Consider the following 21798-nt stretch of genomic DNA (forward strand, 5'->3'; position numbering starts at 1 on the left):
GGTGGCCATGCCCCCGGCCACACTGGTCTGGGCCGAACTCCTGGGCCGCCCGGCCCGCACACTCACCGGCGCGATCAGCCTCGCCATCGGTCTCGCGCTCTTCCTGAGCCTGCAGGCCTACGGCAACGGCTACCGCGAAGCCGCCCGGGCGCCCCTCACCGAGATCGGCACCGACATCGTCGCCCAGCGGGAAGGAGACCGGCCCGAGGCGTTCGAGGGCGCCGTCTTCCCCCACTCCGCCGCGCCGATCACCAGATCCGAAGCCTCCGCCATCAGAGCGGTCGACGGGGTCGAGGCCGCCAGCAGCGCCCTGATCCTCTGGTCCTTCCAGAAGAACGACCTCGTCGTCACCCTCGGACTCGACCCGGCGGAGTCCATCGGCCCGGGCCGGCTCCGCGCCGGTGTACGCGAGGGCCGCTTCCTGCGCCCGGGGGAGTCAGGTGCCGCCCTGCTCGACGTGAGCTACGCCGAGCAGAAGAAGCTGCGGGTCGGCGACACGGTCGACGTGTCCAGCCGGCCGTTCGAGGTGGTCGGCCTCGTCGACACCAGCCGTGCGGGCCAGATCGCCAACGCGAACGCCTATCTGACCCTCGCCGACGCGCAGAAGATCAGCTCGGCCGCCGGGATCGCCGGCCCGACGGACGTCAACATGGTGTTCGTGACCGCCCGGCCCGAGCGGAGCGAGGCGGTCGCCGCGGCCGTCAAGGCGCGGCTCGGCGAGGACGGTCTGCTCACGACGCCGCAGTCCTTCGACAAGGCGCTGGGCTCCACCTTCACCCTCATCGACCGCTTCGGACTGCTGGTGGGCATCGCCGCCCTGCTGATCGCGGCCGCGGGCCTCGCCCGTACCGTCAGCGCCAACCTCACCGAGCGGCGCCGCGACGTCGCCGTGCTGCGTGCGATCGGCTGGCCCCGCCGCATGGTGGCCGCGCAGCTCACCGCCGAGACGACCGTCGTGGCCCTGGTCGGGCTCGGCCTCGGCGTCCTCGCGGCGGCGGCGGTGACCTGGGGGCTCAGCAGTACCCAGGTCACGGTGCCCGTCCCCTGGGAACTCAGCCCGACGCCGCACTTCGCCGCCGGCGGGGCGCGGCAGCTGTCGATCACCGTGCCGCTGCGGGCGTCGCTCGAACCGCTTCTGGTCGTCGTCGCCGTGGCGGCGAGCGTGGGCGCCGGCGCGCTGGTGAGCAGCTTGGCCGCCCGACGCGCGGCCGGAATCAAACCTACGGAGGCTTGGCGTGTCCACTGAGATCCTGCGAACCGAAGGCATCCGCAAGTCCTTCGGACAGGTCACCGCGGTGGCCGGAGTCGACATGTCCGTCAGCCCCAAGGAGTTCCTGGCGATCGTCGGCCGGTCGGGTTCGGGCAAGAGCACCCTGCTCAACCTGCTCGCCGGCCTCGACTCGCCGGACGCCGGGCGGATCACCAGCGAGGGCCGTGAGCTGCCCCGGGACGAGAACGCGCTCGCCGACTGGCGACGGGAGCATGTCGGCCTGGTCTTCCAGGCGTTCCACCTGATCCCGACACTGTCCGCCCTGGAGAACGTGGCCCTGCCGCTGTACCCGACGCGCACCGGCGTCGCGGAGCGCCGCGAACGGGCGGAGCAGCGACTGACGCAGGTGGGACTCGGCCACCGGATCGGCCACCGGCCCGGTCAGTTGTCCGGCGGCGAGCAGCAGCGGGTGGCGATCGCCCGCGCCCTCGTCGGCGAGCCGTCGCTGATCCTCGCCGACGAACCGACCGGAAACCTCGACAGCAGCACCGGCCAGGAGATCCTCGACATGTTCGAACGGCTGCGGCAGGAGACCGGGTTCGCGCTCGTCGTCGTGACCCACGACGAGAAGGTCGCGGAGGCCGCCGACCGACGGCTGAGGCTCCAGGACGGGACGGTGGTCGCGTGAACAGGCGCGTCGTCGCGGCGCTCGCGCTGGCCGCGGCCCTGACGGTGGGCGGCTGCACCGCGGACGAGAAGCCCGCGGGGAAGCCCGCCGGGGACGGGCCGGGCGTCGACCTGGTGTACCTGAACCATCCCCCCATGCAGCCGGTGCTGAAGGACATCGACGCGGTCCTCGACGACTACGAGGGCAGGATCAGCGTCACCCGGCACGAGGCCGACTCCACGGAAGGCGCCGAGTTCGCCGAGGAGCACGGTCTCACCGGCCATGTCTCGATCGCCGTGCTGATCGACGGCAAGCTCCGCTTCCAGGGCTTCCCGGCCGGCCGGGCGCCGATCAAGTCCGCCGAGGGCGACTGGAGGATCGAGGACCTCGACGCGGCGCTGCGGCAGGAGACAGGGAGCTGATGGCCGCCATGAACCTCTATGTGCGCTCACAGCTGCGCCACCGCCGCCGGCGCGCCTTCGCGGTGATCGGCGCCGTGGCTCTGGGCTCCGCGCTGCTGATCGCCCTGACGTCGCTCGGCGCGGGATTCCGCGAGGCCGCCCGGGCGCCGCTGGCCGGCATCGCCGCCGACCTGATCGTCACCCGGCCGGACACCGGTTCCGCGTCGGGGCAGAGCGGACGCGGGGTGCGCCAGCCGTTCGGCCTGGCGACCTTCGACGGCGCCGAACTGGGCGAGGTCCGGTCGGTGCAGGGTGTCCGCGAGGCCAGCGGCTCGCTCCAGATCTGGGACTTCGGGCCGCGCTCCACCGTCACGATCGCCGGAGTCGACCCGGCCCAACGGGCCGTCGGGCCCGGCCGGATCCTCGACCGCAACATCGTCGAGGGCCGGGCCCTGCGCCCCGGCGAACGCGGGGTCGCGGTCCTCGACCGGCACTACGCCGCGTTCTACGGCACGAAGACCGGCCGGCAGGTCAAGGTCGGCACACGCATGCTGCCTGTCGTCGGCGTGGTGGAGATCAAGGACGCGGCACAGACCGCCGCCGCCAACGTCTACCTGCCGCTCGCCGACGCCCAGCAGCTCGCCGGACTCCCCGCCGACCAGGTCAACCAGATCCACGTCCAGGTCGGCGACTCGGGCGAGACCGAGGAGGTCACGGCCCGCATCAACGACCGGATCGGCAACGTCAGCGCGATCACCGCGGACAGCCTCGTCCAGATCATGGGCGCGGTCGGCCGCATCTCCGCCCGCTTCTCCACCATCGCCGCCGTCGTGGGCGCGATCGGCGGACTGATCCTCAGCTGGACCGCGCTGCGCGGCCTGGTCGCCGAACGGACCCGGGAGATCGGCGTCCTGATGGCCCTCGGCTGGCGACGCGGTGACGTCGTACGGGCCTTCCGCCTGGAGGCCCTCGTCCTGGGCCTGGCCGGCGCGGCGCTGGGCATCCTCGTCGGCCTCGCCCTGGCCGGCCTGATGTCGTACGTCCCGATCCCCGAACTCCTTCCCGAACCCCCCGGTGGCGCGGGCCACGGCGGCACGGCCACGGAGACCGGCGGCGAGGGCCTGCCGGTGAGCATCAGCCTGACGGCCCTCGCGGCCGCCACGCTGCTCGCCGTACTGGGCTCCACGCTCGCCGGCATCCTGGCCGCCCACCGCGTCACGGGCCTCAAACCGGCCCGCAACCTGGTGTCGTTGTGAGCCGGGGGCCGGGGCGGCTCAGCGGTCCTTCAGGAGGGCACAGGCGAAGTCCTCCTGGACCGTGCGGAGCCGGGCGAGCAGGGCGGGCTTGATGCTCTTGCTGGTCTGGGTGTTGATCGAGAACGTCAGGGAGCGCCGGCCGTCGGGGGTGGTCGCGGCGAGCTGGGTGTAGCCGGGGGTGTTTCCGGTGTGCCCGTAGAGCACGCCGCAGCGCGTCGTGTACTGGAAGATCGCCAGTCCGGCGGCGTTGGTGCCGGGCCCGGCGGGCTCGGAGGAGTCGCCGGGCCGGAAGGTGAGCTGTTCCTCGCGGGTCTCCGGCGACAGCAGGGCGGGGCCGCCGTACCCGCGGATGAAGGCGCCCAGGTCCCTGGGGGTGGAGACGATGCCCCCGGAGGCCCAGGCCCCCGAGGCGCTGATGGCCTCGCTGATGTCCTCCGGCGCCTCCGGCGGCGTGACGTCGTACCCGTGCAGGAACGGGCGCGGCAGCAGGTAGCCCGAGGGCAGGCTGGTGCGGCGCAACCCCAGGGGGCCGTACACGAGTTCCTTCAGGAGGTCCTCGTACCGGCGGCCGGTGACGGCCTCGGCCATCAGGGCCACGGCGATGTTGTCGGAGTTGGAGTACTCGTAGAGGGCGCCGGGCCGGAACAGCAGCGGCTCGTTCGCCACGAAGTCGAGGAGCCTGCGGGAGTCGAAGACGTGGCGCGGGTCGGCCTGGACGATCCGCTGGAACTCGGGGGAGCCGGAGAAGTCGGGCAGTCCGCTGGTGTGCTGCAGGAGCTGACGCAGGGTCACCGGGTGCCAGGCGGCCGGCTGGGCGGGCAGGCGGGTGCCGATGGTGTCGTCGAGCGAGAGCAGCCCCTTGTCGACCAGCCGGAGGGCGACCGCCCCGCTGAACGCCTTCGCGACGCTGGCGATGCGCATGTGGTCGTCGAGGCGCGGCGGACGGCGCGTGTCGATGTCCCCGACACCGGCGGTGTAGACCCGCGTACGGTTCCCGCGGGTCAGTACGGCGATCACCCCGGGCGGCCCGTCCTCCTGGGCGACGAGCCGGTCGAGCTGCCGCTGCAGGTGCCGGTCACCGGCGTCGGAGCCATCGCCGCCGCCCGCCGCCTGAGCGGACGGCAGGAGCGCGCCGAGCGCGGCGGCGGTCAGGACGGTGGCGGACAGTCCGACGCGGAAGCGGCGTACGCGGGCGCGGGTAGGCACGTGAGTCTCCTAGGGTGCGGTGCGGCGGCCGGCCCACCGAGCACGTCCGGCCGGACGCCCCTTGCCTAACACCCACCCCGCCGCCCGCGGCACACGGCACGTGCAACGACGGCCGGTCGGCGGACAGCGAGTTCCCCTTTCCCGGGCGTGTCGCCGCCGGGCGGGCGTGGCATACTCGGCGCAATGTCGGTCGTACGTCCGACTTTCGTGCCTACCCCCGGGAGAGCCCCCAGTGAGCAGCGAGACCCACCCTGCGGACCTGGCGCGCGAGAGATGGAAGAGGAGGGGTGTCGCGCTGCGGGTCTTCTTCTACGTCGTCGGCACGTACGTGTTCCTCAACGTGGTGGGAATGCTGGGAGCGCACGCCCAGAAGTAGTGCGCCCCGCGCGGGCCCGACGGGTCGGTGTGAGTCCTGATACACGAGACACCGGCTGACCACCAGTGCGAAACGAGGTAGCCTCCGAAGACTGCCCTTGACCTGTACAAAGCAGGCAGGGAGCCTAGTTCTGGAGTGTTCCCATGATGCGCACCATGTTCAAGAGCAAGATCCACCGTGCCACCGTCACGCAGGCCGATCTGCACTATGTCGGGTCCGTGACGATCGACGCCGAGCTGATGGAGGCGGCGGATCTGCTGCCGGGGGAGCTCGTGCACATCGTGGACATCGACAACGGGGCGCGGCTGGAGACCTATGTCATCGAGGGCGAGCGTGGGTCCGGGGTGATCGGGATCAACGGTGCCGCCGCGCATCTCGTGCACCCCGGGGACCTGGTGATCCTCATCAGCTACGCGCAGGTGGACGACGCCGAGGCGCGGACGCTCGTGCCGCGCGTCGTGCACGTGGACGCGGACAACCGGATCGTGGAGCTGGGGGCGGACGCGTCCGCGCCCGTGCCGGGCAGCGACCAGGCTCGCAGCCCCCACGCCGTGCCGGCGCAGGTCTGAGACGCGGTGGCGCTTGCGCTGCTGCACACCTCGCCCGTCCACGTGCCCGTCTTCGACGGGCTGCGGGACGCGGAGCATGCCGGGCTCGCGTTGCGGCACCTCGTCTCCGAGGAGCTGCTGACGCGGGCCCGTGCCCAGGGGCCCGAGGCCGTTGCCGGGGACGTCGAGCGGATGCTGCGGTGCGCTGTCGCCGAGGGGGCCGAGGCCGTGCTCTGTACCTGCTCCACGATCGGGGGCGTTGCGGAGGAGGTCGGCCCGCGGCTCGGTGTTCCGGTGCTTCGCGTCGATCGGCCCATGGCCGCGCTCGCCGCGGCGGCGGGACGGGTCGTCGTGCTCGCCGCCGTCGAAAGCACCTTGGGGCCGACTGTCGAGTTGATCAGGAGCGAGGCCGTCGGAGCTCCGCCGCGGATCACCACTCGGTCGGTCGAAGGGGCCTGGGAGCGGTTCGAGGCCGGGGACCGGGAGGGGTATCTGGCGGCCGTGGCCGCCGCCGTCGACGCCGTGCCGGTGGCCGAGGCGGACGTGATCGTGCTGGCCCAGGCGTCCATGGCGGACGCGGTCGGTCGTGCTGCCACGTCCCTGCCGGTACTGGCCAGCCCCCGGACGGGCCTCGCCGCGGCCGTCGAGGCCGCGCGCGGCTGAGCCCGCAGGCATGGGCCCGGCGGGCGGGGGCAGGCGCATTCGGAGAGCCTTGTGCCGTACGGCCTGCCCCGTCGAGAGGCCCACGATGACCTTCATGCACCCGGACCCCGTCCAGCCGCCCATGCCGCCGCCCGTGCCCGGGCCGCCGCCCAGCCCCGTCCCACCGGGCCCGACCCCGCCGGAGCCCCCGCCGACCCCGGACCCGCCGGTCCCGGTCCCCGGCCCGCCGCCTCCCGGCCCGGCCCCGGACCCCGTGCCGCAGCCCCCGGACCCGGCCCCGCTGCCCGAACCGGAGCCGACGCCTCAGCCGGGCCCCGCGGGCCCGCCGTAGCCCGCCGACGCGCTACGGATTGACCGCCGTCAGCAGGACCACCGCGTCCTCCAGGGCCAGCAGACCGTGGCGGATCTTGGGGATCATGGTGAGGCGGCCGGCGGAGAGGTCCTCCGAGGACTCGCCCGCCGTGATCCGGACCCGCCCGCGCAGAATCTGGAGGCTGGCGGCGGGTGGCGTGTTGTGTTCGTCCAGGGCGCAGCCGGAGGCCAGCGCGATGATGCTCTGCCGCAGGCTGCCGTCGTGCATGATCAGCTCGGCGCTGCGGCCGTGGGGTTCGACCCTGGCCTTGGCCAGGTGCTCGTCGGCGAGGGACGCGAGGTCGTGCATGGCTCTCTCCCTGGTGCGGGGTCGTCGGTTCCAGCCTTGTCGTTGTGGGGCGCGGCGCAACTCGGTCGCCCCCGACCGGGACCTCGCGCCCCTTGGCTGAAATGCGTCGTTCCGTCAGTCCCGGGCGCACAAGCGGTATTTGGGGTTCCGTGCGCGCTCTTGTCATGGCCTGTTCCCAGCCCCTACCTTGGGCCGCTGCTGCTGCGCTCAAGGGGGGCCCATGGCCGTACGCGGACGACACCGCCGGTACCAGCCGAGCCGGATCAACCGAGCCTCGCTCACCGTCACCGCCGGCGGCGCCGGAATGGCGCTGCCGCTGATCGGCGCGGGCGACGCCCACGCCGCCTCGGTCGACGTCTGGGAGAAGGTCGCGGCCTGCGAGTCCTCCAACAACTGGCGCATCAACACCGGCAACGGCTACTTCGGCGGGCTCCAGTTCAGCCAGTCGACCTGGGAGGCGTACGGCGGTACCCGCTATGCCCCGCGCGCCGATCTGGCCACCCGCGACCAGCAGATCGCCGTCGCCGAGAAGGTGCTCGAGGGTCAGGGCCCCGGCGCCTGGCCGGCCTGCTCGGTACGGGCCGGGCTCACCCGCGGCGGGGACGCGCCGGACATCACGCCGGGCACCACCCCGAACGGCCGCAAGCCGCAGGCCGCGCCGCCGCAGCAGCCGAAGGCGCAGCAGGCGAGGACTCGGCAGACGACGACGCAGCAGACGAAGACACCACGGGCCCGGCAGACTCCGCCGGAGGTCAGCCCGACCACCGTGCCGACCGTCCGGAAGATGTACACCGTCGAGCCCGGCGACTCCCTGTCCCGCATCGCCCGCGAGGAGCGGGTCCAGGGCGGCTGGGAGGGGCTGTACGAGGCCAATCGGCGCGTCGTCGGCGACGATCCCGATCTGATCTTTCCCGGGCAGCGGCTGAATCTGCGCACCGCCCCGCCTCCGGCCACCGCCCCGCCCGCCGGCCGGCCGCCGCAGGCCGAGTCCAAGCCCAAGGCGCAGCCCAAGCCTCAGCCCGCACCCGAGACCAAACCCCCGGCCAAGCCCCAGACCAAGCCCAAGCCGAAGGCCGAGACCCCGCGCCAACAGGCCCCCAAGGCCCGCCCGGCGTCGAACCCCTCCTCCCGCACCGGCACCCTCCACGCTCCCGTCAGCGCACGCCCCGGGACGGCCTACGGCAAGGCCGGCTCCGCCTGGTCCAGCGGCTACCACACCGGCGTGGACTTCCCCGTCCCCACCGGCACCTCCGTGAGGGCCGTGGCGCACGGCAAGGTCGTCTCCGCCGGGTGGGCCGGCGCCTACGGGTACCAGATCGTGATCCGGCACGACGACGGCCGCTACAGCCAGTACGCGCACCTCTCCGCCCTGAACGTGCGCGACGGCCAGCGGGTCGGCGCAGGCCAGCGCATCGCCCGCTCAGGATCGACCGGCAACAGTTCGGGACCGCACCTGCACTTCGAGGTCCGCACGGGCCCCGGCTACGGCTCCGACATCGACCCGCTCGCCTATCTCCGCCGGGGCGGCGTCTCCCTCTGACGCGCCCTCCCGCCTGACCTCCGACACGGCCTCCGCCCCCGCCCGGTCAGGGACCAGGTCGTCCGCCGTCCGGGCCAGGGTGAGCAGGACGAGCCCGGCCGCCGCCACCGCCCCGGCCAGCACGGCCAGCGTCGTGCCGACCACGCCGTACCGGAACGTCTCGCCGAACAGGGTGAGCCCGATGACCGCGGCGACCACCGGGTTGACCACGGTCACGGTCGCCAGCGGCGCGGCCAGCCCGCCGTGGTGGTACGCGGCCTGGGAGAGCAGCAGACCGGCCACCGCGAACCCGGCGGTGGCCAGCAGCGCGGGCCACTCGGCCAGCGGCGCGTCCGCCGTCCACTCCTCCGCGACGGTCTTGGTGAACACCGAGGCCAGCCCGAAGGAGACGCCCGCCGCGGCGGCCACCACCACGCCCCGTGCGACGGGCCGGCGCATCCGCGCGGAGCCGACGACCAGCGCGCCGACGACCCCGGCGGCGACCGCCGCGAGCAGCAGCCGCTCGGTACCGACCGGGGCCGCGGAGTCCGCCCCGCCGGTGAGGCTCAGCAGCCCGGCGAGACCGACGGTGGCCATGAGCGCGCCCCGCCAGGCGGTCCGTCCTGCCCGCCGGCCGACGAACAGCGCCGCCATCGGCAGCGCGAAGACGATGGTCAGCGCGCCGAGCGGCTGGACGATGCTGAGCGGCCCGTACGCCAGCGCCGCGACGTGCAGCAGGCCGCCCAGGCAGTTCAGGGCCACCGATCCCCACCACGCGGTGCTGCGCAGCGGGGCGTACACATGGCCGGGGGACGAGGCGGCGACCCGCTCCTGCACGATCGCCGCGGCCGCGTAGGCGACGGCGGAGACCAGTGAGAGGAGCACGGCCAGGAGGAGGGGGCTCATGTCGTCAACGATCTCTCCGAGAGACGTTCACGTCGTCCACCCTGAGCACGCGATGACGCGTACTGCCGTAGGAGTACGGGACTACACCCGGGGACGGTGTGCGGTCCCGCGCCCAGGTGTCCGACACCGGACCGAGACCCTCCCATTGTGGGCGTCCCCACCCGGCGCTGCACGTGGGAGCAGCCCCCGGCGATGCCACCGCCGGGGGCTGCTGCGCACACACTACGAGGGGCCGGCCGGCCGCCCGCGCAGCCCCGCTCCGCCCCGTCGTGCGATCATCTCAAGCCCCTGCCCCTGCCCCTGCCCCTGCCCCTGCCCCTGCCCCTGCCCCTGCCCCTGCCCCTGCCCCGAACCGAAAGGCGAGCCGTGTCCGAGGTGAGCTCCTCCGCCCTCGGCGGCTTCTTCGCGCTGGCGCGCTCCGCGCCGCCCGCCGGCGCCCACCGCCCCCTCGGGGAGCTGTACGGGGGCTCCGTCGCGCCGCTCACCGCCCGGGTGGACCGGGTCGCCGCCTCGCTGCGGACCTCCGAGCGGCGGGTCGCCGCGTCCACCGCGCAGCTCGGGCTCGCGGCCCGGCTGTGGTCCGTGGCCCTCGGCTGCGCCGCCCTGGACGGCACCGTCCCGTCCCTGCGCCCCGACGAGCTGTACTGGGACGGGGCCCTGGGCGCGCCCGACGACCTGTGGTGGGCCGGGCAGGAGTTCCTGCCCGCCACCGTCGCGTCGCTCCGGCTGGTCGTCGTCGACCGGCATCTCGTACCGCTCCACGACACCCTCCGGCGCGACGGCCGCGTCGCGCCCCGGCTGCTGTGGGGCAACGCCGGCTCGGCGCTCGCCGGGGCGCTCCGGCAGCTCGTGCGCGTCTCGCCCGGGGCCGGCCGCCGGGCCGGGGAACTCGTGGCGGGGCTGCTGCGGGAGCCCGAGCTGGCGGGGACCGTACAGGGCCCCGCCCTGCGGCGCACCACCTGCTGTCTCTACTACCGCTGCCCCGGCGGCGGCCTGTGCGGCGACTGTGTCTTCGATCGCATGCCCGGAACGGGTTTGGAGACAGGGCCGTCCGCTCCGTAAAGTTTTTCTTTCGTGGGTCCGAACGGGCCACAGCAACGAGCGATCGAGGAACACGAAGGCCATGACGGTGACTGAGGAATCCCAGGACTACGGGCCGGGCATCGACCCCGAACGCCTGGCCGTCTGCCTGAGCGTGCTCGACGAGCTCGACGAGCTGGACGTCGACCACCCGGACGCCATCGCCGTCCGGCGCGCCACCGCCGGTGTCTACCGGACCGTGAAGCAGCGCCGCCGCCAGGAGCGCCGGGCCGCCAAGACCGCCCACGACAAGGCGGTCACCGAGGCCACCGCGACCGGCTCCGCGCAGCGGATCGACGACGAGACCGAGGGCATCCTGCCCTCCTCCGTCACCGAGGCCGGCCGGATCGCGGGCATACTCCAGCGTCCGCGTTCCTGCTACGTCTGCAAGGACCGGTACGTCGAGGTCGACTACTTCTACCACCAGCTCTGCGCGCGCTGCGCCGCCGAGAACCGGTTCCGGCGCGACGCCCGCGCCGACCTCACGGGCAAGCGCGCCCTGCTCACCGGCGGCCGCGCCAAGATCGGCATGTACATCGCGCTGCGACTGCTCCGCGACGGCGCGCACACCACGATCACCACCCGCTTCCCCAAGGACGCCATCCGCCGCTTCAAGGCGATGGAGGACTGCGCGGACTGGATCGACCGCCTGGAGGTCGTCGGCATCGACCTGCGCGACCCGGGCCAGGCCGTGGCCCTCGCCGACCAGGTCGCCGAGGCCGGTCCGCTGGACATCCTGATCAACAACGCGACCCAGACCGTGCGCCGGCTGCCGTCCGCGTACGCCGCCCTGGTCGAGGGCGAGAGCGCCCCGCTGCCCGCCGGCGAGCTGCCCGCCCACCACGTCATCGGCGCCTTCGGCTCCGGAGCCGTCGACGGGATCGCCGCGCTGCCCCTCGGCACCAGCGGCCTCGACGCCCAGAAGGTCGCCGACCTCGCCCTCGTCGCCGGCAACGCCAGCGTCGCCCGGCACCTCGACGGCACCGCCATCGACGCCGGCGGCCTGGTGCCCGACGTCGTCGACTCCAACACCTGGGTGCAGACCATCGACCAGATCTCCCCGGTGGAGCTGCTCGAGACCCAGCTCTGCAACTACACCGCGCCGTTCGTCCTCATCAGCAAGCTCCGCCCGATGATGGCCGAGGCCGCGCGCAAGGCCCGCAGCGGCCGTGCGTACGTCGTCAACGTCTCCGCCATGGAGGGCGTGTTCAGCCGCGGCTACAAGGGCGCCGGGCACCCCAACACCAACGCGGCCAAGGCGGCCATGAACATGGTGACGCGGACCAGCGCCCAGGAGATGTTCCAGACCGACGGCATCCTCATGACCTCCGTCGACACCGGCTGGATCACCGACGAGCGCCCGCACTACGACAAGCTGCGGCTCGCCGAGGAGGGCTTCCACGCCCCGCTCGACCTGGTCGACGGCGCGGCCCGCGTCTACGACCCGGTCGTGCGCGGCGAGCACGGCGAGGACCTGTACGGCGTCTTCATGAAGGACTACGCGCCCGCCAAGTGGTGACCACACGCCCGGGCGACACGGTCACGCACCGTGTCCGAACCACCGCCCGCGCTCGCCGTGTCCGGAATGCGTCACATTTCTGGGCGCCATCGAGCGCGGGCGCGCTCATTTGGTTAGTCTGATGTCCACGGTCTGCCGACGGGGCTTCACAAAACCCCCGAAGCCGGCCTGGGGACTGGCCCGCATCGAGGCCGCGGTCCCGCCCGCAACACGGCGCCACCGCGACCGACGGCCCATGTCCTTACCTAACGCGACACAGAGGAGTGCGCGGTGACACCAGAACTGACGCAGCAGGAAGAACGACCCGTCGATCGGCCCACGGACCGGCCGCACCGGTCCGGCGAACTGGGCAGCCTCGAGGTCTGGGCCCACGCGGCCCCGATCCGACTGGCCGGCTACGAGGACGACCTCGCGGAGCCCCACATCCTGCCCGGCATCGACTGAGTCCTACCTGTCGCTTCGCCCCGTGCCCCCGGCCGCCCGACGGCCGGGGGCACGGGTCCGTCCACGGGTCCGTGCACGAGGGTGTCAGCGGTCCGCCGGGGAGCGGGAGTGTCAGCGGTCCGCCGGAGTGCGCAGCCGGGACGCCGGCAGGAACTCGCGCACGTACGTCCGGTGCCACCACGCGCCCGTCGCCCGCAGCTCCCGCCACGTCGTGTACCGGTACAGATACAGCCGTGCCCGGACATGCGTCGGCGGCGCGTCCGGGAACGGGTTGTGGCGCAGCAGCCGCAGTGTGTCGCGGTCGTTGACGAGCAGCCGCTCGACGAAGCCGCCGAACCAGCCCTCGGCGTAGGCGGGGGAGAGCGCCGCGAACCACATCAGCCAGTCGAGCCGCAGATGGTACGGGGCGAACTGGCGCGGCACCCGACGTACGCCGGTGGGCTTGCCCCTGAACTCGTACTCCCGCCACACCGTGCCCTCGTGCGGCACCGGCTCGTCCGTGCCCTCGACCACGATCTCCTGCCGCAGCCGGCCCACCGTGCCGAACGCCCCGTACGTGTTGACCAGGTGGAACGGGTCGTAGGAGCGGTTCATCGCCTGCCGCCGGGACAGCAGGTTCCGCGCCGGCCGGTAGCTGCGCACCAGGACGAACGCGGTGACGGCGCAGACGACCACCGCGTACCAGACCGGGGCCTGCGGCTGGACATGGCCGTCCCCGGCGAGCAGCGAGCCGTCCATCGCGGACAGGGCGAGCACGATGGTCAGCCAGTTCAGCCAGGCGAAGTTGCCGGACAGGACCAGCCACAGCTGCGTCGCCACCATCAGCCCGGCCCCGACCGTCGCCACCGGCTGCGGGGTGAACAGCAGCACCGGCACGAGCAGCTGCACGACGTGGTTGGCCCCGGCCTCCACGCGGTGCAGCGGCCGCGGCAGGTGGTGGAAGAACCAGCTCAGCGGGCCCGGCATCGGCTGGGTCTCGTGGTGGTAGTACAGGCAGGTCAGGTTCCGCCAGCAGGTGTCGCCGCGGATCTTGATCAGCCCGGCCCCGAACTCCACCCGGAACAGCAGCCAGCGCAGCAGGAACAGCACCAGGACCGGCGGGCCGACGTCGTCGTTGCCGAGGAAGACCGCGAGGAAGCCGGTCTCCAGGAGCAGCGATTCCCAGCCGAAGGAGTACCAGGTCTGGCCGACGTTCACGATCGACAGGTACAACACCCACAACACGGCCCACAGCAGCATCGACGCCGTGAGCGGCACCGCGTCACCGGCGCCCGCCGCCAGCGCCAGCGCGACCGCCGCGCCGCCCCAGGCGACGGCGGCGAACAGCCGGTCCGAGTAGCGCAGCCGGAACAGGGTCGGGGTGGCGCGCGCCGGTGTCCGGCGCAGGAACTCCGGCACCGGCAGCATCCCGCGCTCGCCGATCAGCGCCCGGAACTGGAGGGCGGCCGCCAGGAACGCCACGAAGTAGAGGACGGCGAGGCCGCGCTGGAAGACGATCCGGCTCAGCCAGTAGTCCGGTGCGGTGAACCACTCCATCGCCTCCAGTATCGGCCGCGCGCCGCCCGAGCGCCTCACCCCGCTTGCGGCGCGATCGGCCATGGGGGAGACAGGGAGGGAGCACATCCGGGCAAGAGGCTGGAGACCTACGTGCGCGCATCGATACGCCGACCCCGATCCGTCGTCCTCGCCGTACTCTCCTCCGCGGCACTGATCGGCGGCTGCGCGACGGCCCGCGTCACGGACCAGCCGGCCGCGGCGGACACCCGGGACGTCCTGCTCCAGCCCGTCGCCGACGAAGGCCCCGACCCCTTCACCCCGTCCACCGCCTCCGCCGTCCCGGCCCCGCCCCCGGGCACCCCCGAGCCCTCGCCGACCGCCTCCGCGCAGGTGCTGCACGAGATCACCGGCTCCACCCCCGGCCTGTACGGCGGTACCCGCTCCGAGTCCAGCTGTGACGTCGAGCGGCAGGTCTCCTTCCTGACCGACGAGCCCGCCCGGGCCCGCGCCTTCGCCGAGGGCGCCGGGATCAACGAGGACAACCTCGCGGACTGGCTGCGTGAGCTCACCCCCGTGGTCCTGCGCGCCGACACCCGCGTCACCAACCACGGCTACCGCGCCGGGGCGCCCACCTCCTTCCAGTCCGTCCTCCAGGCCGGCACCGCCGTCCTCGTCGACCGGTACGGCACTCCGCGCGTCCGCTGCGCCTGCGGCAACCCGCTGCGCTCCCCACTGCGCACGCCGGGCGCGAAGCACACCGGCAAGCCCTGGCCCGCGTACCACCCCGACCGGGTCGTGGTCGTCCAGCCGACCACGACGGTGATCACCAGCCTGGTCATCGTCGACGTCGAGAACGACACCTGGATCGAGCGGCGGACCGGCACCGACGGCGACCAGGACCGGGAGCCCACCGTCGTGCCGCCCTGCGACCCCGCCGACTGCGCGCTCGTGCCCGTACCGCCCGAGCCGCGGCCCGAGGCGTCGCAGGACACCACCAGCCCGCCGCCGAGCCCGGCCACGCCGAGCGCGCCGCTCCCCGACACCCCCGACACCCCCGACACCCCCGAGACCTCCGACGTCCCCGTACCGCCCGACGCGCCGCCCGGCGTCCCCGAGGACGTGCTCCCGACCGTCCCCGAGGGGCCGGACGACGGCACGGTCCCGCCCGGGCTCCCGGAGACCTTCGAGGGCTGAGGCCGTCATGCACACCGTCCCGCGCTCTCCCCACCGCGCGCCGCGCTCCGTCGTGCGCGCGCCGTGGGCTGCGCCTAGCGTGGGCCCATGAGCGCGGGCAACGGGGGAGCGGGTGAGGCCGACCGGCACTGCCGCGACGGCCGCACCGGGGGCGCGGCGTCCTGCTTCATGGCGGCGTACGGGGCCGCGTTCCGGATGGGCAGCTTCGACTGGGACCTCGACGCCGGCACGATGGTCATGGACGACGCGGCCCTCGCCGTGTTCGACCTGCGCAGCGACGAGTACGACGGCAACCCGGAGACCCTCGGTGTGCGCGTCCCGTCCGACGAGGGCCGGCGGCTCGACGCCCTGGTCTCGTACGCGCTGAAGAACGGCAGCGACGACTACGGCGCGTACTTCCGGCTCCGCCGCCGCGACGGCAGCCTGCAATGGACCCACACCCAGGGGATCATCCGGCGCGACGAGACCGGCCGGCCGAGCCGGATCCTCGGCATCGTCCGCGACGCCTCCAGCGAGCTCACCGAGTCCGCCGCCCGGATCGTCGTGGACGAGGGGCGGCGTCACCGCACCAGCGTCGTCGAGGGCACCACGGCCGCGCTGGCCCACGCCCGGACCGTGCAGGACATCATCGACATCCTGAACGACGCCCAGGGCCTGGAGTACTTCGGTGCGACCAGCCTCGTCATGGGGCTGCTCGAATCGGGCCGGATCCATCTGGTGGCCGAGGGGCCGGACGGCGCGTTCGTGCCCGGCACCCGGTTCACCCGGGTGGACGAGCAGTACCCGATGAGCGAGGTCATCCGGACGCTGACACCCCGGTTCATCGAGTCCGCGCAGGACTTCGCGGAGTCGTACCCGATCCTGTGGCCGCACATCGACGGCTTCGGGATCACCGCGGCCGCCTACCTCCCGCTGATCGCCCAGGCCCGCCCGATCGGCGCGCTCGGACTCCTGTACAGCGACAAGACCGGCTTCACCGACGACGAGCGCAACCTGCTGGTCGCCCTCGGCAGCAGCATCGCGCAGAGCCTGCAGCGGGCCATGCTGTACGAGCAGGAGCACGACCTCGCCGAGGGGCTGCAGCAGGCGATGCTGCCGCGCCGGATCCCGGACGTGCCGGGCGCGCAGATAGCCGTCCGGTACCGCTCCGCCCGGCTCGGCCGTGACATCGGCGGCGACTGGTACGACGTCATCCCGCTGCCCGGCGGCCGGGTCGGCGCCGTGATCGGCGACGTCCAGGGCCACGACACGCACGCGGCGGCCGTCATGGGCCAGCTGCGGATCGTGCTGCGGGCGTACGCCGCAGAGGGCCACACCCCGGCGACCGTGATGGCCCGCGCCTCGGTCTTCCTGCACGAGCTGGACACCGACCGGTTCGCCACCTGCACCTACGCGGAGGCGGACCTGACGACCGGGGTGGTCCAGATCGTCCGGGCCGGGCACGTCGACCCGATGCTGCAGGAGACGGACGGGGTGCCGCGCCGGATTCCCGTGCAGGGCGGGCTGCCCCTCGGCCTGTCCGCCGAGTTCGGCCGGCTCGACTACCCGGTCACCGCGCTCGAACTCGACCCCGGGCAGACCCTGCTGCTCTATACCGACGGCCTGGTCGAACAGCCCGGCGCGGACCTCGACGACGGGCTGCAGTGGCTGTCCGAGCTGGTGCGCAGCGGCCCCCGGGACCTCCAGCAGCTCGCCGACCACCTGTGCGAGGTCGTCGACGGGCGCGGCGGCGACGACGACGTGGCGATCCTGCTGCTGCGCCGCCGGGGCGCGTACTTCCCGAAGGCCGGCGGCCGGCTCCAGCAGCACGTCGGCCAGGGCGACGCGGAGGCGCTGCGCTCGGCCCGGCACATGATCCGCGCCGCGGTCCGGTCCTGGGGCGCGGGCTCGCGCGCGGACGAGATCGAGCTGGTCGCGGACGAGCTGACCACCAACGCGCTGATGCACACCGACGGCGGGGCGATCGTCACCCTGCGGATGCTCGCCGGGTCCGACCGGCGGCTGCGGGTGGAGGTCGAGGACCGTTCCAGCGCACTGCCGCGGCGGAGGGACGCGGGGGAGTCGGGGGTGTCGGGGCGCGGGCTGCTGCTCGTCGACCAGATCTCCGACGTCTGGGGCGTCGAATCACGCGGAAGCGGCAAATGTGTGTGGTGCGAGTTTCTCGTGGACGACGACTCGCGTTAACAGTGAGTGAAATGACCGTACTTGACCGTAACCGACCGAAGCGGGTTGACTTCGGATTCCGCAGCCCTCCGAGGACATGAGGAATCGTTGAGCAACGAGCTTCTGGCACCTCTTGATCTGGCGTTCTGGCACCTCGAGACCACCGACCACCCCATGCATCTGGGCGCCCTCGCCCACTTCGGCCCCGCCGACGGCGACGCCGCGCCCGACGACACCGCCCTGCTCCAGCTCCTCTCCCGCCGCGCCGCCGCGATCCCGCGGCTGCGGATGCGGGTGCGCGACGTCCTGCTCCCCGTCGGCGGCCTGGCCTGGCGGGACGACCCCGGTTTCGACGTCCGCCGGCACGTCCACCGCATCGCGCTGCCCGGTGCGGACTTCCGCGCCGAGACTGCGCGGCTGGCCGGCGAGCTGATGGAACGGCCGCTGGAGCGCGGCCGGCCGCCGTGGGAGATGTACCTGCTCACCGGCGGGCCCGACGGGGCCTTCGCGGTCCTCGTCAAGCTGCACCACGCGCTCGCCGACGGCATGCGCGCGGTCGCCATCGGGGCCGGGATCTTCGACGAGATCGCCGCCGCCCGGACCACACGCACGGCGACCGGCCGGCGGCTGCGGTCCGTACCGCCCCGGTCCTGGCTGCCCGGCCCCGGGCAGCTCGCCACCACCGCCCGCAACCGGATCGAGGAACTCGGCCGGGCCGTCGGCGTCGGCGCCTCCGTGGTCCGCGCCAGCCGGCTCGACCCGCGCGGCACGCCCGCCCTGTCCGCCGCGTCCAGCGGCACCCGCGCGGTCGCCACCGCCGTTCTCGACCTGGACCGGGTGCACGCCGTGCGCCGCGTCAGCGGCGGCACCGCCAACGACGTGCTGCTCGCCATCACCGCCGGGGCGCTGCGCCGCTGGCTCGACGGCCGCGGCGAACCGCTCCCCGCCGCCGACCCGCGCGCCCTGGTCCCCGTCTCCCGGCGGCGGCCCGGCGCGCCCCCGGACTCCGGCAACCGGCTCTCCGCCTACCTGCTCGCCCTGCCGGTCACCGAGCCCGACGCCCGGGCCCGGCTCGCGGCCGTGCGCACCGCCATGGACCGCAACAAGGCCGCCGGACCGCTGCGCGGCGCCGGAGCGGTCGCCGTGCTCGCCGACCAGCTGCCGCCGCTGGCGCACCGCTTCGGCGCACCACTCGCCTCCGGCGCGGCCCGCATGCTGTTCGACCTCCTGGTCACCAACGTCCCGCTGCCCCGCTCGGCGCTCTCCCTCGGCGGCGCGCCGCTGCGGGCCCTGTTCCCGATGGCACCGCTGGCCCGCGGCCAGGCCCTGGCCGTCGCCATGTCCCCGTACGCCGGGCAGGTCCACGTCGGCCTGGTCGCGGACGGCAAGGCGGTGCCCGACCTGGACGCGCTGGCGGACGGCCTCGCGGCGGAGCTCGACGCGCTCGCCGGCGAATGAGGGGGCGGCGGCGCCGCCGGTACGGCAGGGTGGAGGCATGCCGGAACTGCCCGAGGTCGAAGCGCTGCGCGAGTTCCTCGACGCCCACCTGGTGGGCAAGGAGATCGCGCGCGTGCTGCCCGCCGCGATCAGTGTGCTCAAGACGTACGACCCGCCCCTCGGCGCCGTCGAGGGGGCCGAGGTCACCGGGGTCGCACGGCACGGCAAGTTCCTCGACATCGAGGCCGGCGGGCTGCACCTGCTGATCCACCTCGCCCGGGCGGGCTGGCTGCACTGGAAGGACGTCCTGCCCTCCGGCGCGCCCAAGCCCGGCAAGGGGCCGCTGGCGCTGCGGGTCGCGCTCACCGGCGGGGACGGCTTCGACCTCACCGAGGCGGGCACGCAGAAACGGCTCGCGGTCCATCTGGTCCGCGAGCCCGCCGACGTCCCCGGCGTCGCCCGGCTCGGGCCCGACCCACTCGCCGACGGCTTCGACCTCGCCGCCTTCACCGCCCTGCTGGAGGGCGAGCGCCGGCAGATCAAGGGCGCCCTGCGGGACCAGAGCCTGATCGCCGGGATCGGCAACGCGTACAGCGACGAGATCCTGCACGCGGCGAAGATGTCACCGTTCAAGCCCACCCAGAACCTCACGGCCGAGGAGACGGCCGCGCTGTACGAGGCGATGCGCGCCACCCTCACGGAGGCCGTCGCCCGCTCGCACGGCCTCGCGGCGGGCCGCCTGAAGGCCGAGAAGAAGAGCGGACTGCGGGTCCACGGCCGCACCGGCGAGCCCTGCCCGGTCTGCGGCGACACCATCCGCGAGGTGTCCTTCGCCGACTCGTCCCTGCAGTACTGCCCCACCTGCCAGACGGGCGGCAAGCCCCTCGCCGACAGAAGGCTTTCCCGGCTTCTCAAGTAGTTCCTGCGGCCCGGAAGGCGCCCCACCCGAGACCGCAGCCGGTCAGCGCCTCGTCTCGTACCTGGTCAGGATCACGCCGCCGGGAAGCGTCCGCGTCTCCACCGGGTTCGGCTTCGCCCGGCTGTCCAGCGCTCGGGACTCGGCGTGGTGTACTCGGCCGACCCGGGCAAGCCGCCTGATCCCGCCCTCGCCCCCGCCCCCGCCCTCGCTCAGCGGTGCAGGTCGGCGAGTTGGGTGCCGGTCTCGTCGCGGACCGTCAGGTGGGCGATCTCCGCGGGATGCATCGGGGCCCCGGTCTCGATGAGCGGGGTCTCGACGCCCTCCGCCCGCCACGTGAGCAGCGGGTACTCGCGGCCGCCGCCGTCCACCGCGTACAGGGTGCAGACCCGGCCGCCCCGCAGCCCCGCCACCCGCAGCCCGACCGCCGCGCCCCAGTCCCGGTCCGTCAGCGCGGCGGACGCCGTGACGCCGGTGGTCCGGTCGGTCGCGGAGAACCGTACGGCCTCGGGCGCCTCGTCCCCGAGGAGCACCGCCACGACCAGCACCGCCGCGACGGACGGCCAGGCCACGGCCCGCGCCGCCCAGCGTCTGCGCCGTCCCGCCGCGCGGCCAGGGGTCCGGTCGGGGACGGGGCCCGGGACCCGCGCGGGCTCCGCCGGCGGTATCAGCTCCGCGAGCGCCGCCGCGAGCGCGGCGAACTGTACGTGCTCCCGCGCGCAGTCCGGGCAGCGCTCCAGATGCTCCGCGCAGCGCAGCGCGTCCAGCGGCTCCAGCGCTCCCAGCGCGTACGCCGCCACGTCCCGGTGGCCCTCCGAGCCCGTCCCGTTCCCTTCGCTACCCCTGGTCACACCGAGGAATACGCAGCGCACCGCCCCCGTGCTCAACGACAGGAGCGCCGCTTAGACTCCGACACCATGCTGCGCGTACTGGCCGTCGACGACGAGGAACCCGCCCTCGCGGAACTGCTCTACCTGCTGCGTTCCGATCCCCGGGTGCGCAGCGCCGAAGGGGCCACCGACGCGACCGAGGCGCTGCGGCGGATCGGCCGGGCGCTGGAGGCGGGGCCGGACGGCGAGGACGCCATCGACGTCGTCTTCCTCGACATCCACATGGCCGGGCTCACCGGCCTCGACGTGGCCCGGCTGCTCGCCGGCTTCGCCCGCCCGCCGCTGGTCGTCTTCGTCACCGCCCACGAGGGCTTCGCCGTCCAGGCCTTCGACCTGGAGGCGGTGGACTACGTGCTCAAGCCGGTCCGCGGCGAACGGCTCGCGGAGGCGATCCGGCGGGTCCGCGAGCAGGTGCACGCCGCCGCGCCGGGCGCGCCGTCCGACCAGATCCCCGTGGAACTCGGTGGCGTCACCCGCTTCGTCCCCATCGGCGACATCGCGTACGTCGAGGCCCAGGGCGACTACGCCCGGCTGCACACCGCCGACGGCAGCCACCTCGTCCGCATCCCGCTGTCCACCCTGGAGGAGCGGTGGGCCGCGCGCGGCTTCGTCCGCATCCACCGCAGCCATCTCGTCGCCCTCGACCGGATCGACGAGCTCCGCATGGACGGCGGCGCGACCACCGTCCGCGTGGGGACCGCCGAGCTCGCCGTCAGCCGCCGCCACGCCCGGCAGCTGCGGGAGCTGCTGATGCGCCACGTCCGCGGCTGAGCCGCGGCCCGCCACCACACCGGCCGAGTGCGGCCGTACCGCCCCGGCTGACCGGCGGAAACAGTCCGGTCACGGCCCCTACCCGGGGCCGGAGACCGCTGCGTAGACTCCGCTGGTGCCCGATCCCCAGCCCCGTCGCGAGATCGTCACCGGAGTGCCGCGCGCCGCGCGCCGGCCCCCGGGGCATCCGCCCGCGCGGTCGGAGATCAACGAGCAGACCACCATCGGGCACACCTACGTCCGCTCCCTGATGCGCAGCCAGCTGCGGGCCGCGCTCACCGCGCTGTCCGCCCTGGTCCTGCTGGTCGGCTCGCTGCCGCTGCTGCTCGCGCTGCCCGCCCCGGAGGGCGTGGTCTGGGCGGCGCTCGGCGTCGGCGTGTACCCGGTGATCTGGGGGACGGCCCACTGGTACGTCCGCCGGGCGGAGCGCAACGAGCGCGACTTCACCGGCCTCGTCGAGACATGACGAGACGT

At 73.9% G+C, this 21798-nt stretch carries 22 protein-coding genes; 17 read left to right on the plus strand and 5 right to left on the minus strand.

From position 1 onward, the window contains the following. Window positions 1-7: 7 nt before the first annotated feature. Genes ABZO31_RS29925 through ABZO31_RS29940 form a run of 4 tightly spaced genes read left to right on the plus strand, consistent with a single transcriptional unit; the run spans window position 8 to window position 3534 of the window. Window positions 8-1246, plus strand: coding sequence for an ABC transporter permease (locus tag ABZO31_RS29925; RefSeq protein ID WP_406864443.1), 1239 nt, complete (start codon window positions 8-10; stop codon window positions 1244-1246). Continuing rightward, window positions 1236-1898, plus strand: coding sequence for an ABC transporter ATP-binding protein (locus tag ABZO31_RS29930; RefSeq protein WP_406864444.1), 663 nt, complete (start codon window positions 1236-1238; stop codon window positions 1896-1898). Before ABZO31_RS29925 ends, ABZO31_RS29930 begins: the two co-directional genes overlap by 11 nt. Further along, window positions 1895-2299 carry a hypothetical protein gene (locus ABZO31_RS29935; protein ID WP_406864445.1) on the plus strand — a complete coding sequence of 135 codons (405 nt, stop codon included), beginning with the start codon at window positions 1895-1897 and terminating at the stop codon, window positions 2297-2299. The genes ABZO31_RS29930 and ABZO31_RS29935 overlap by 4 nt, the downstream gene beginning before the upstream one ends. Then, on the plus strand, window positions 2299-3534 hold the full coding sequence (locus ABZO31_RS29940; RefSeq protein ID WP_406864446.1) for an ABC transporter permease: 1236 nt from the start codon (window positions 2299-2301) through the stop codon (window positions 3532-3534). Before ABZO31_RS29935 ends, ABZO31_RS29940 begins: the two co-directional genes overlap by 1 nt. An 18-nt stretch (window positions 3535-3552) precedes the next feature. On the opposite strand, the gene ABZO31_RS29945 is transcribed toward ABZO31_RS29940, so the two are convergent. Beyond that, complete coding sequence (locus ABZO31_RS29945) at window positions 3553-4740, minus strand: serine hydrolase domain-containing protein (RefSeq protein WP_406864447.1); 1188 nt, start codon at window positions 4738-4740, stop codon at window positions 3553-3555. Between the two features lie 232 nt (window positions 4741-4972). On the opposite strand from ABZO31_RS29945, the gene ABZO31_RS29950 reads away from it, so the two are divergent. The 3 genes from ABZO31_RS29950 (at window position 4973) to ABZO31_RS29960 (ending at window position 6327) form a co-directional block, all read left to right on the plus strand. Then, window positions 4973-5116 carry a DUF6126 family protein gene (locus tag ABZO31_RS29950; RefSeq protein ID WP_406864448.1) on the plus strand — a complete coding sequence of 48 codons (144 nt, stop codon included), beginning with the start codon at window positions 4973-4975 and terminating at the stop codon, window positions 5114-5116. A gap of 143 nt (window positions 5117-5259) precedes the next feature. Next, complete coding sequence (gene panD, locus ABZO31_RS29955) at window positions 5260-5685, plus strand: aspartate 1-decarboxylase (RefSeq protein WP_406864449.1); 426 nt, start codon at window positions 5260-5262, stop codon at window positions 5683-5685. Window positions 5686-5691: 6 nt separating this feature from the next. Next, window positions 5692-6327 carry an aspartate/glutamate racemase family protein gene (locus ABZO31_RS29960; RefSeq protein ID WP_406864450.1) on the plus strand — a complete coding sequence of 212 codons (636 nt, stop codon included), beginning with the start codon at window positions 5692-5694 and terminating at the stop codon, window positions 6325-6327. A 343-nt stretch (window positions 6328-6670) separates the two neighbouring features. On the opposite strand, the gene ABZO31_RS29965 is transcribed toward ABZO31_RS29960, so the two are convergent. Then, the gene (locus tag ABZO31_RS29965) at window positions 6671-6988 is read right to left on the minus strand and encodes a cupin (protein ID WP_406864451.1); all 318 of its coding nucleotides are present in this window, start codon (window positions 6986-6988) and stop codon (window positions 6671-6673) included. A gap of 220 nt (window positions 6989-7208) precedes the next feature. Here ABZO31_RS29965 and ABZO31_RS29970 point away from each other — a divergent pair, with 220 nt between their 5' ends. Beyond that, window positions 7209-8528: a transglycosylase family protein gene (locus ABZO31_RS29970; protein WP_406864452.1), complete on the plus strand. Its 1320-nt coding sequence runs from the start codon at window positions 7209-7211 to the stop codon at window positions 8526-8528. Here the strand turns inward: ABZO31_RS29970 and ABZO31_RS29975 are convergent. Further along, window positions 8409-9413, minus strand: coding sequence for a DMT family transporter (locus ABZO31_RS29975; RefSeq protein WP_406864453.1), 1005 nt, complete (start codon window positions 9411-9413; stop codon window positions 8409-8411). The genes ABZO31_RS29970 and ABZO31_RS29975 overlap by 120 nt on opposite strands. Window positions 9414-9779: 366 nt before the next feature. On the opposite strand from ABZO31_RS29975, the gene ABZO31_RS29980 reads away from it, so the two are divergent. The 3 genes from ABZO31_RS29980 (at window position 9780) to ABZO31_RS29990 (ending at window position 12456) form a co-directional block, all read left to right on the plus strand. Next, a complete protein-coding gene (locus tag ABZO31_RS29980; protein ID WP_406864454.1) occupies window positions 9780-10475 on the plus strand; it encodes a (2Fe-2S)-binding protein in 696 nt (231 codons plus the stop codon). A gap of 61 nt (window positions 10476-10536) precedes the next feature. Then, the gene (locus ABZO31_RS29985) at window positions 10537-12012 is read left to right on the plus strand and encodes an SDR family NAD(P)-dependent oxidoreductase (protein ID WP_406864455.1); all 1476 of its coding nucleotides are present in this window, start codon (window positions 10537-10539) and stop codon (window positions 12010-12012) included. A gap of 270 nt (window positions 12013-12282) precedes the next feature. Beyond that, the gene (locus ABZO31_RS29990) at window positions 12283-12456 is read left to right on the plus strand and encodes a hypothetical protein (protein WP_406864456.1); all 174 of its coding nucleotides are present in this window, start codon (window positions 12283-12285) and stop codon (window positions 12454-12456) included. Window positions 12457-12567: 111 nt separating this feature from the next. On the opposite strand, the gene ABZO31_RS29995 is transcribed toward ABZO31_RS29990, so the two are convergent. Further along, a complete protein-coding gene (locus ABZO31_RS29995; RefSeq protein ID WP_406864457.1) occupies window positions 12568-13992 on the minus strand; it encodes a lipase maturation factor family protein in 1425 nt (474 codons plus the stop codon). Between the two features lie 111 nt (window positions 13993-14103). On the opposite strand from ABZO31_RS29995, the gene ABZO31_RS30000 reads away from it, so the two are divergent. The 4 genes from ABZO31_RS30000 to ABZO31_RS30015 all read left to right on the plus strand — a co-directional run bounded on the left by ABZO31_RS30000 (window position 14104) and on the right by ABZO31_RS30015 (window position 19666). Next, window positions 14104-15147 (plus strand): DUF6777 domain-containing protein, encoded by a 1044-nt coding sequence (locus tag ABZO31_RS30000; protein WP_406864458.1) that lies wholly within the window; start codon window positions 14104-14106, stop codon window positions 15145-15147. 87 nt (window positions 15148-15234) lie between these two features. Next, window positions 15235-17331, plus strand: coding sequence for a SpoIIE family protein phosphatase (locus tag ABZO31_RS30005; protein WP_406864459.1), 2097 nt, complete (start codon window positions 15235-15237; stop codon window positions 17329-17331). A gap of 87 nt (window positions 17332-17418) precedes the next feature. Further along, window positions 17419-18768, plus strand: coding sequence for a wax ester/triacylglycerol synthase family O-acyltransferase (locus tag ABZO31_RS30010; protein WP_406864460.1), 1350 nt, complete (start codon window positions 17419-17421; stop codon window positions 18766-18768). A gap of 37 nt (window positions 18769-18805) precedes the next feature. Beyond that, window positions 18806-19666 (plus strand): Fpg/Nei family DNA glycosylase, encoded by an 861-nt coding sequence (locus ABZO31_RS30015; protein WP_406864461.1) that lies wholly within the window; start codon window positions 18806-18808, stop codon window positions 19664-19666. Window positions 19667-19875: 209 nt separating this feature from the next. Here ABZO31_RS30015 and ABZO31_RS30020 read toward each other — a convergent pair whose 3' ends face one another. Continuing rightward, window positions 19876-20514 carry a zf-HC2 domain-containing protein gene (locus tag ABZO31_RS30020; RefSeq protein WP_406864462.1) on the minus strand — a complete coding sequence of 213 codons (639 nt, stop codon included), beginning with the start codon at window positions 20512-20514 and terminating at the stop codon, window positions 19876-19878. Between the two features lie 66 nt (window positions 20515-20580). Between ABZO31_RS30020 and ABZO31_RS30025 the strand changes: the two genes are divergently transcribed. After that, window positions 20581-21324, plus strand: coding sequence for a LytR/AlgR family response regulator transcription factor (locus ABZO31_RS30025; protein WP_406864463.1), 744 nt, complete (start codon window positions 20581-20583; stop codon window positions 21322-21324). Between the two features lie 112 nt (window positions 21325-21436). After that, entirely contained in the window at window positions 21437-21790 is a 354-nt protein-coding gene (locus ABZO31_RS30030) for a hypothetical protein (RefSeq protein WP_406865527.1), read from the plus strand. Window positions 21791-21798: the final 8 nt, after the last annotated feature.

The sequence above is a fragment of the Streptomyces solicamelliae genome (genome assembly GCF_045348655.1).
GTDB classification, from domain to species: domain Bacteria; phylum Actinomycetota; class Actinomycetes; order Streptomycetales; family Streptomycetaceae; genus Streptomyces; species Streptomyces solicamelliae.

What these genes read in the sequence shown, in the direction of transcription:
- ABZO31_RS30015 (WP_406864461.1), top strand. Translation starts at nt 18,806, where the DNA reads ATGCCGGAACTGCCCGAGGTCGAAGCGCTGCGCGAGTTCCTCGACGCC.
- ABZO31_RS29995 (WP_406864457.1), bottom strand. Translation starts at nt 13,992, where the DNA reads ATGGAGTGGTTCACCGCACCGGACTACTGGCTGAGCCGGATCGTCTTC.
- ABZO31_RS29970 (WP_406864452.1), top strand. Translation starts at nt 7,209, where the DNA reads ATGGCCGTACGCGGACGACACCGCCGGTACCAGCCGAGCCGGATCAAC.
- ABZO31_RS30005 (WP_406864459.1), top strand. Translation starts at nt 15,235, where the DNA reads ATGAGCGCGGGCAACGGGGGAGCGGGTGAGGCCGACCGGCACTGCCGC.
- ABZO31_RS29965 (WP_406864451.1), bottom strand. Translation starts at nt 6,988, where the DNA reads ATGCACGACCTCGCGTCCCTCGCCGACGAGCACCTGGCCAAGGCCAGG.
- ABZO31_RS29975 (WP_406864453.1), bottom strand. Translation starts at nt 9,413, where the DNA reads ATGAGCCCCCTCCTCCTGGCCGTGCTCCTCTCACTGGTCTCCGCCGTC.
- ABZO31_RS30025 (WP_406864463.1), top strand. Translation starts at nt 20,581, where the DNA reads ATGCTGCGCGTACTGGCCGTCGACGACGAGGAACCCGCCCTCGCGGAA.
- ABZO31_RS29925 (WP_406864443.1), top strand. Translation starts at nt 8, where the DNA reads ATGCCCCCGGCCACACTGGTCTGGGCCGAACTCCTGGGCCGCCCGGCC.
- panD (WP_406864449.1), top strand. Translation starts at nt 5,260, where the DNA reads ATGATGCGCACCATGTTCAAGAGCAAGATCCACCGTGCCACCGTCACG.
- ABZO31_RS29940 (WP_406864446.1), top strand. Translation starts at nt 2,299, where the DNA reads ATGGCCGCCATGAACCTCTATGTGCGCTCACAGCTGCGCCACCGCCGC.
- ABZO31_RS29985 (WP_406864455.1), top strand. Translation starts at nt 10,537, where the DNA reads ATGACGGTGACTGAGGAATCCCAGGACTACGGGCCGGGCATCGACCCC.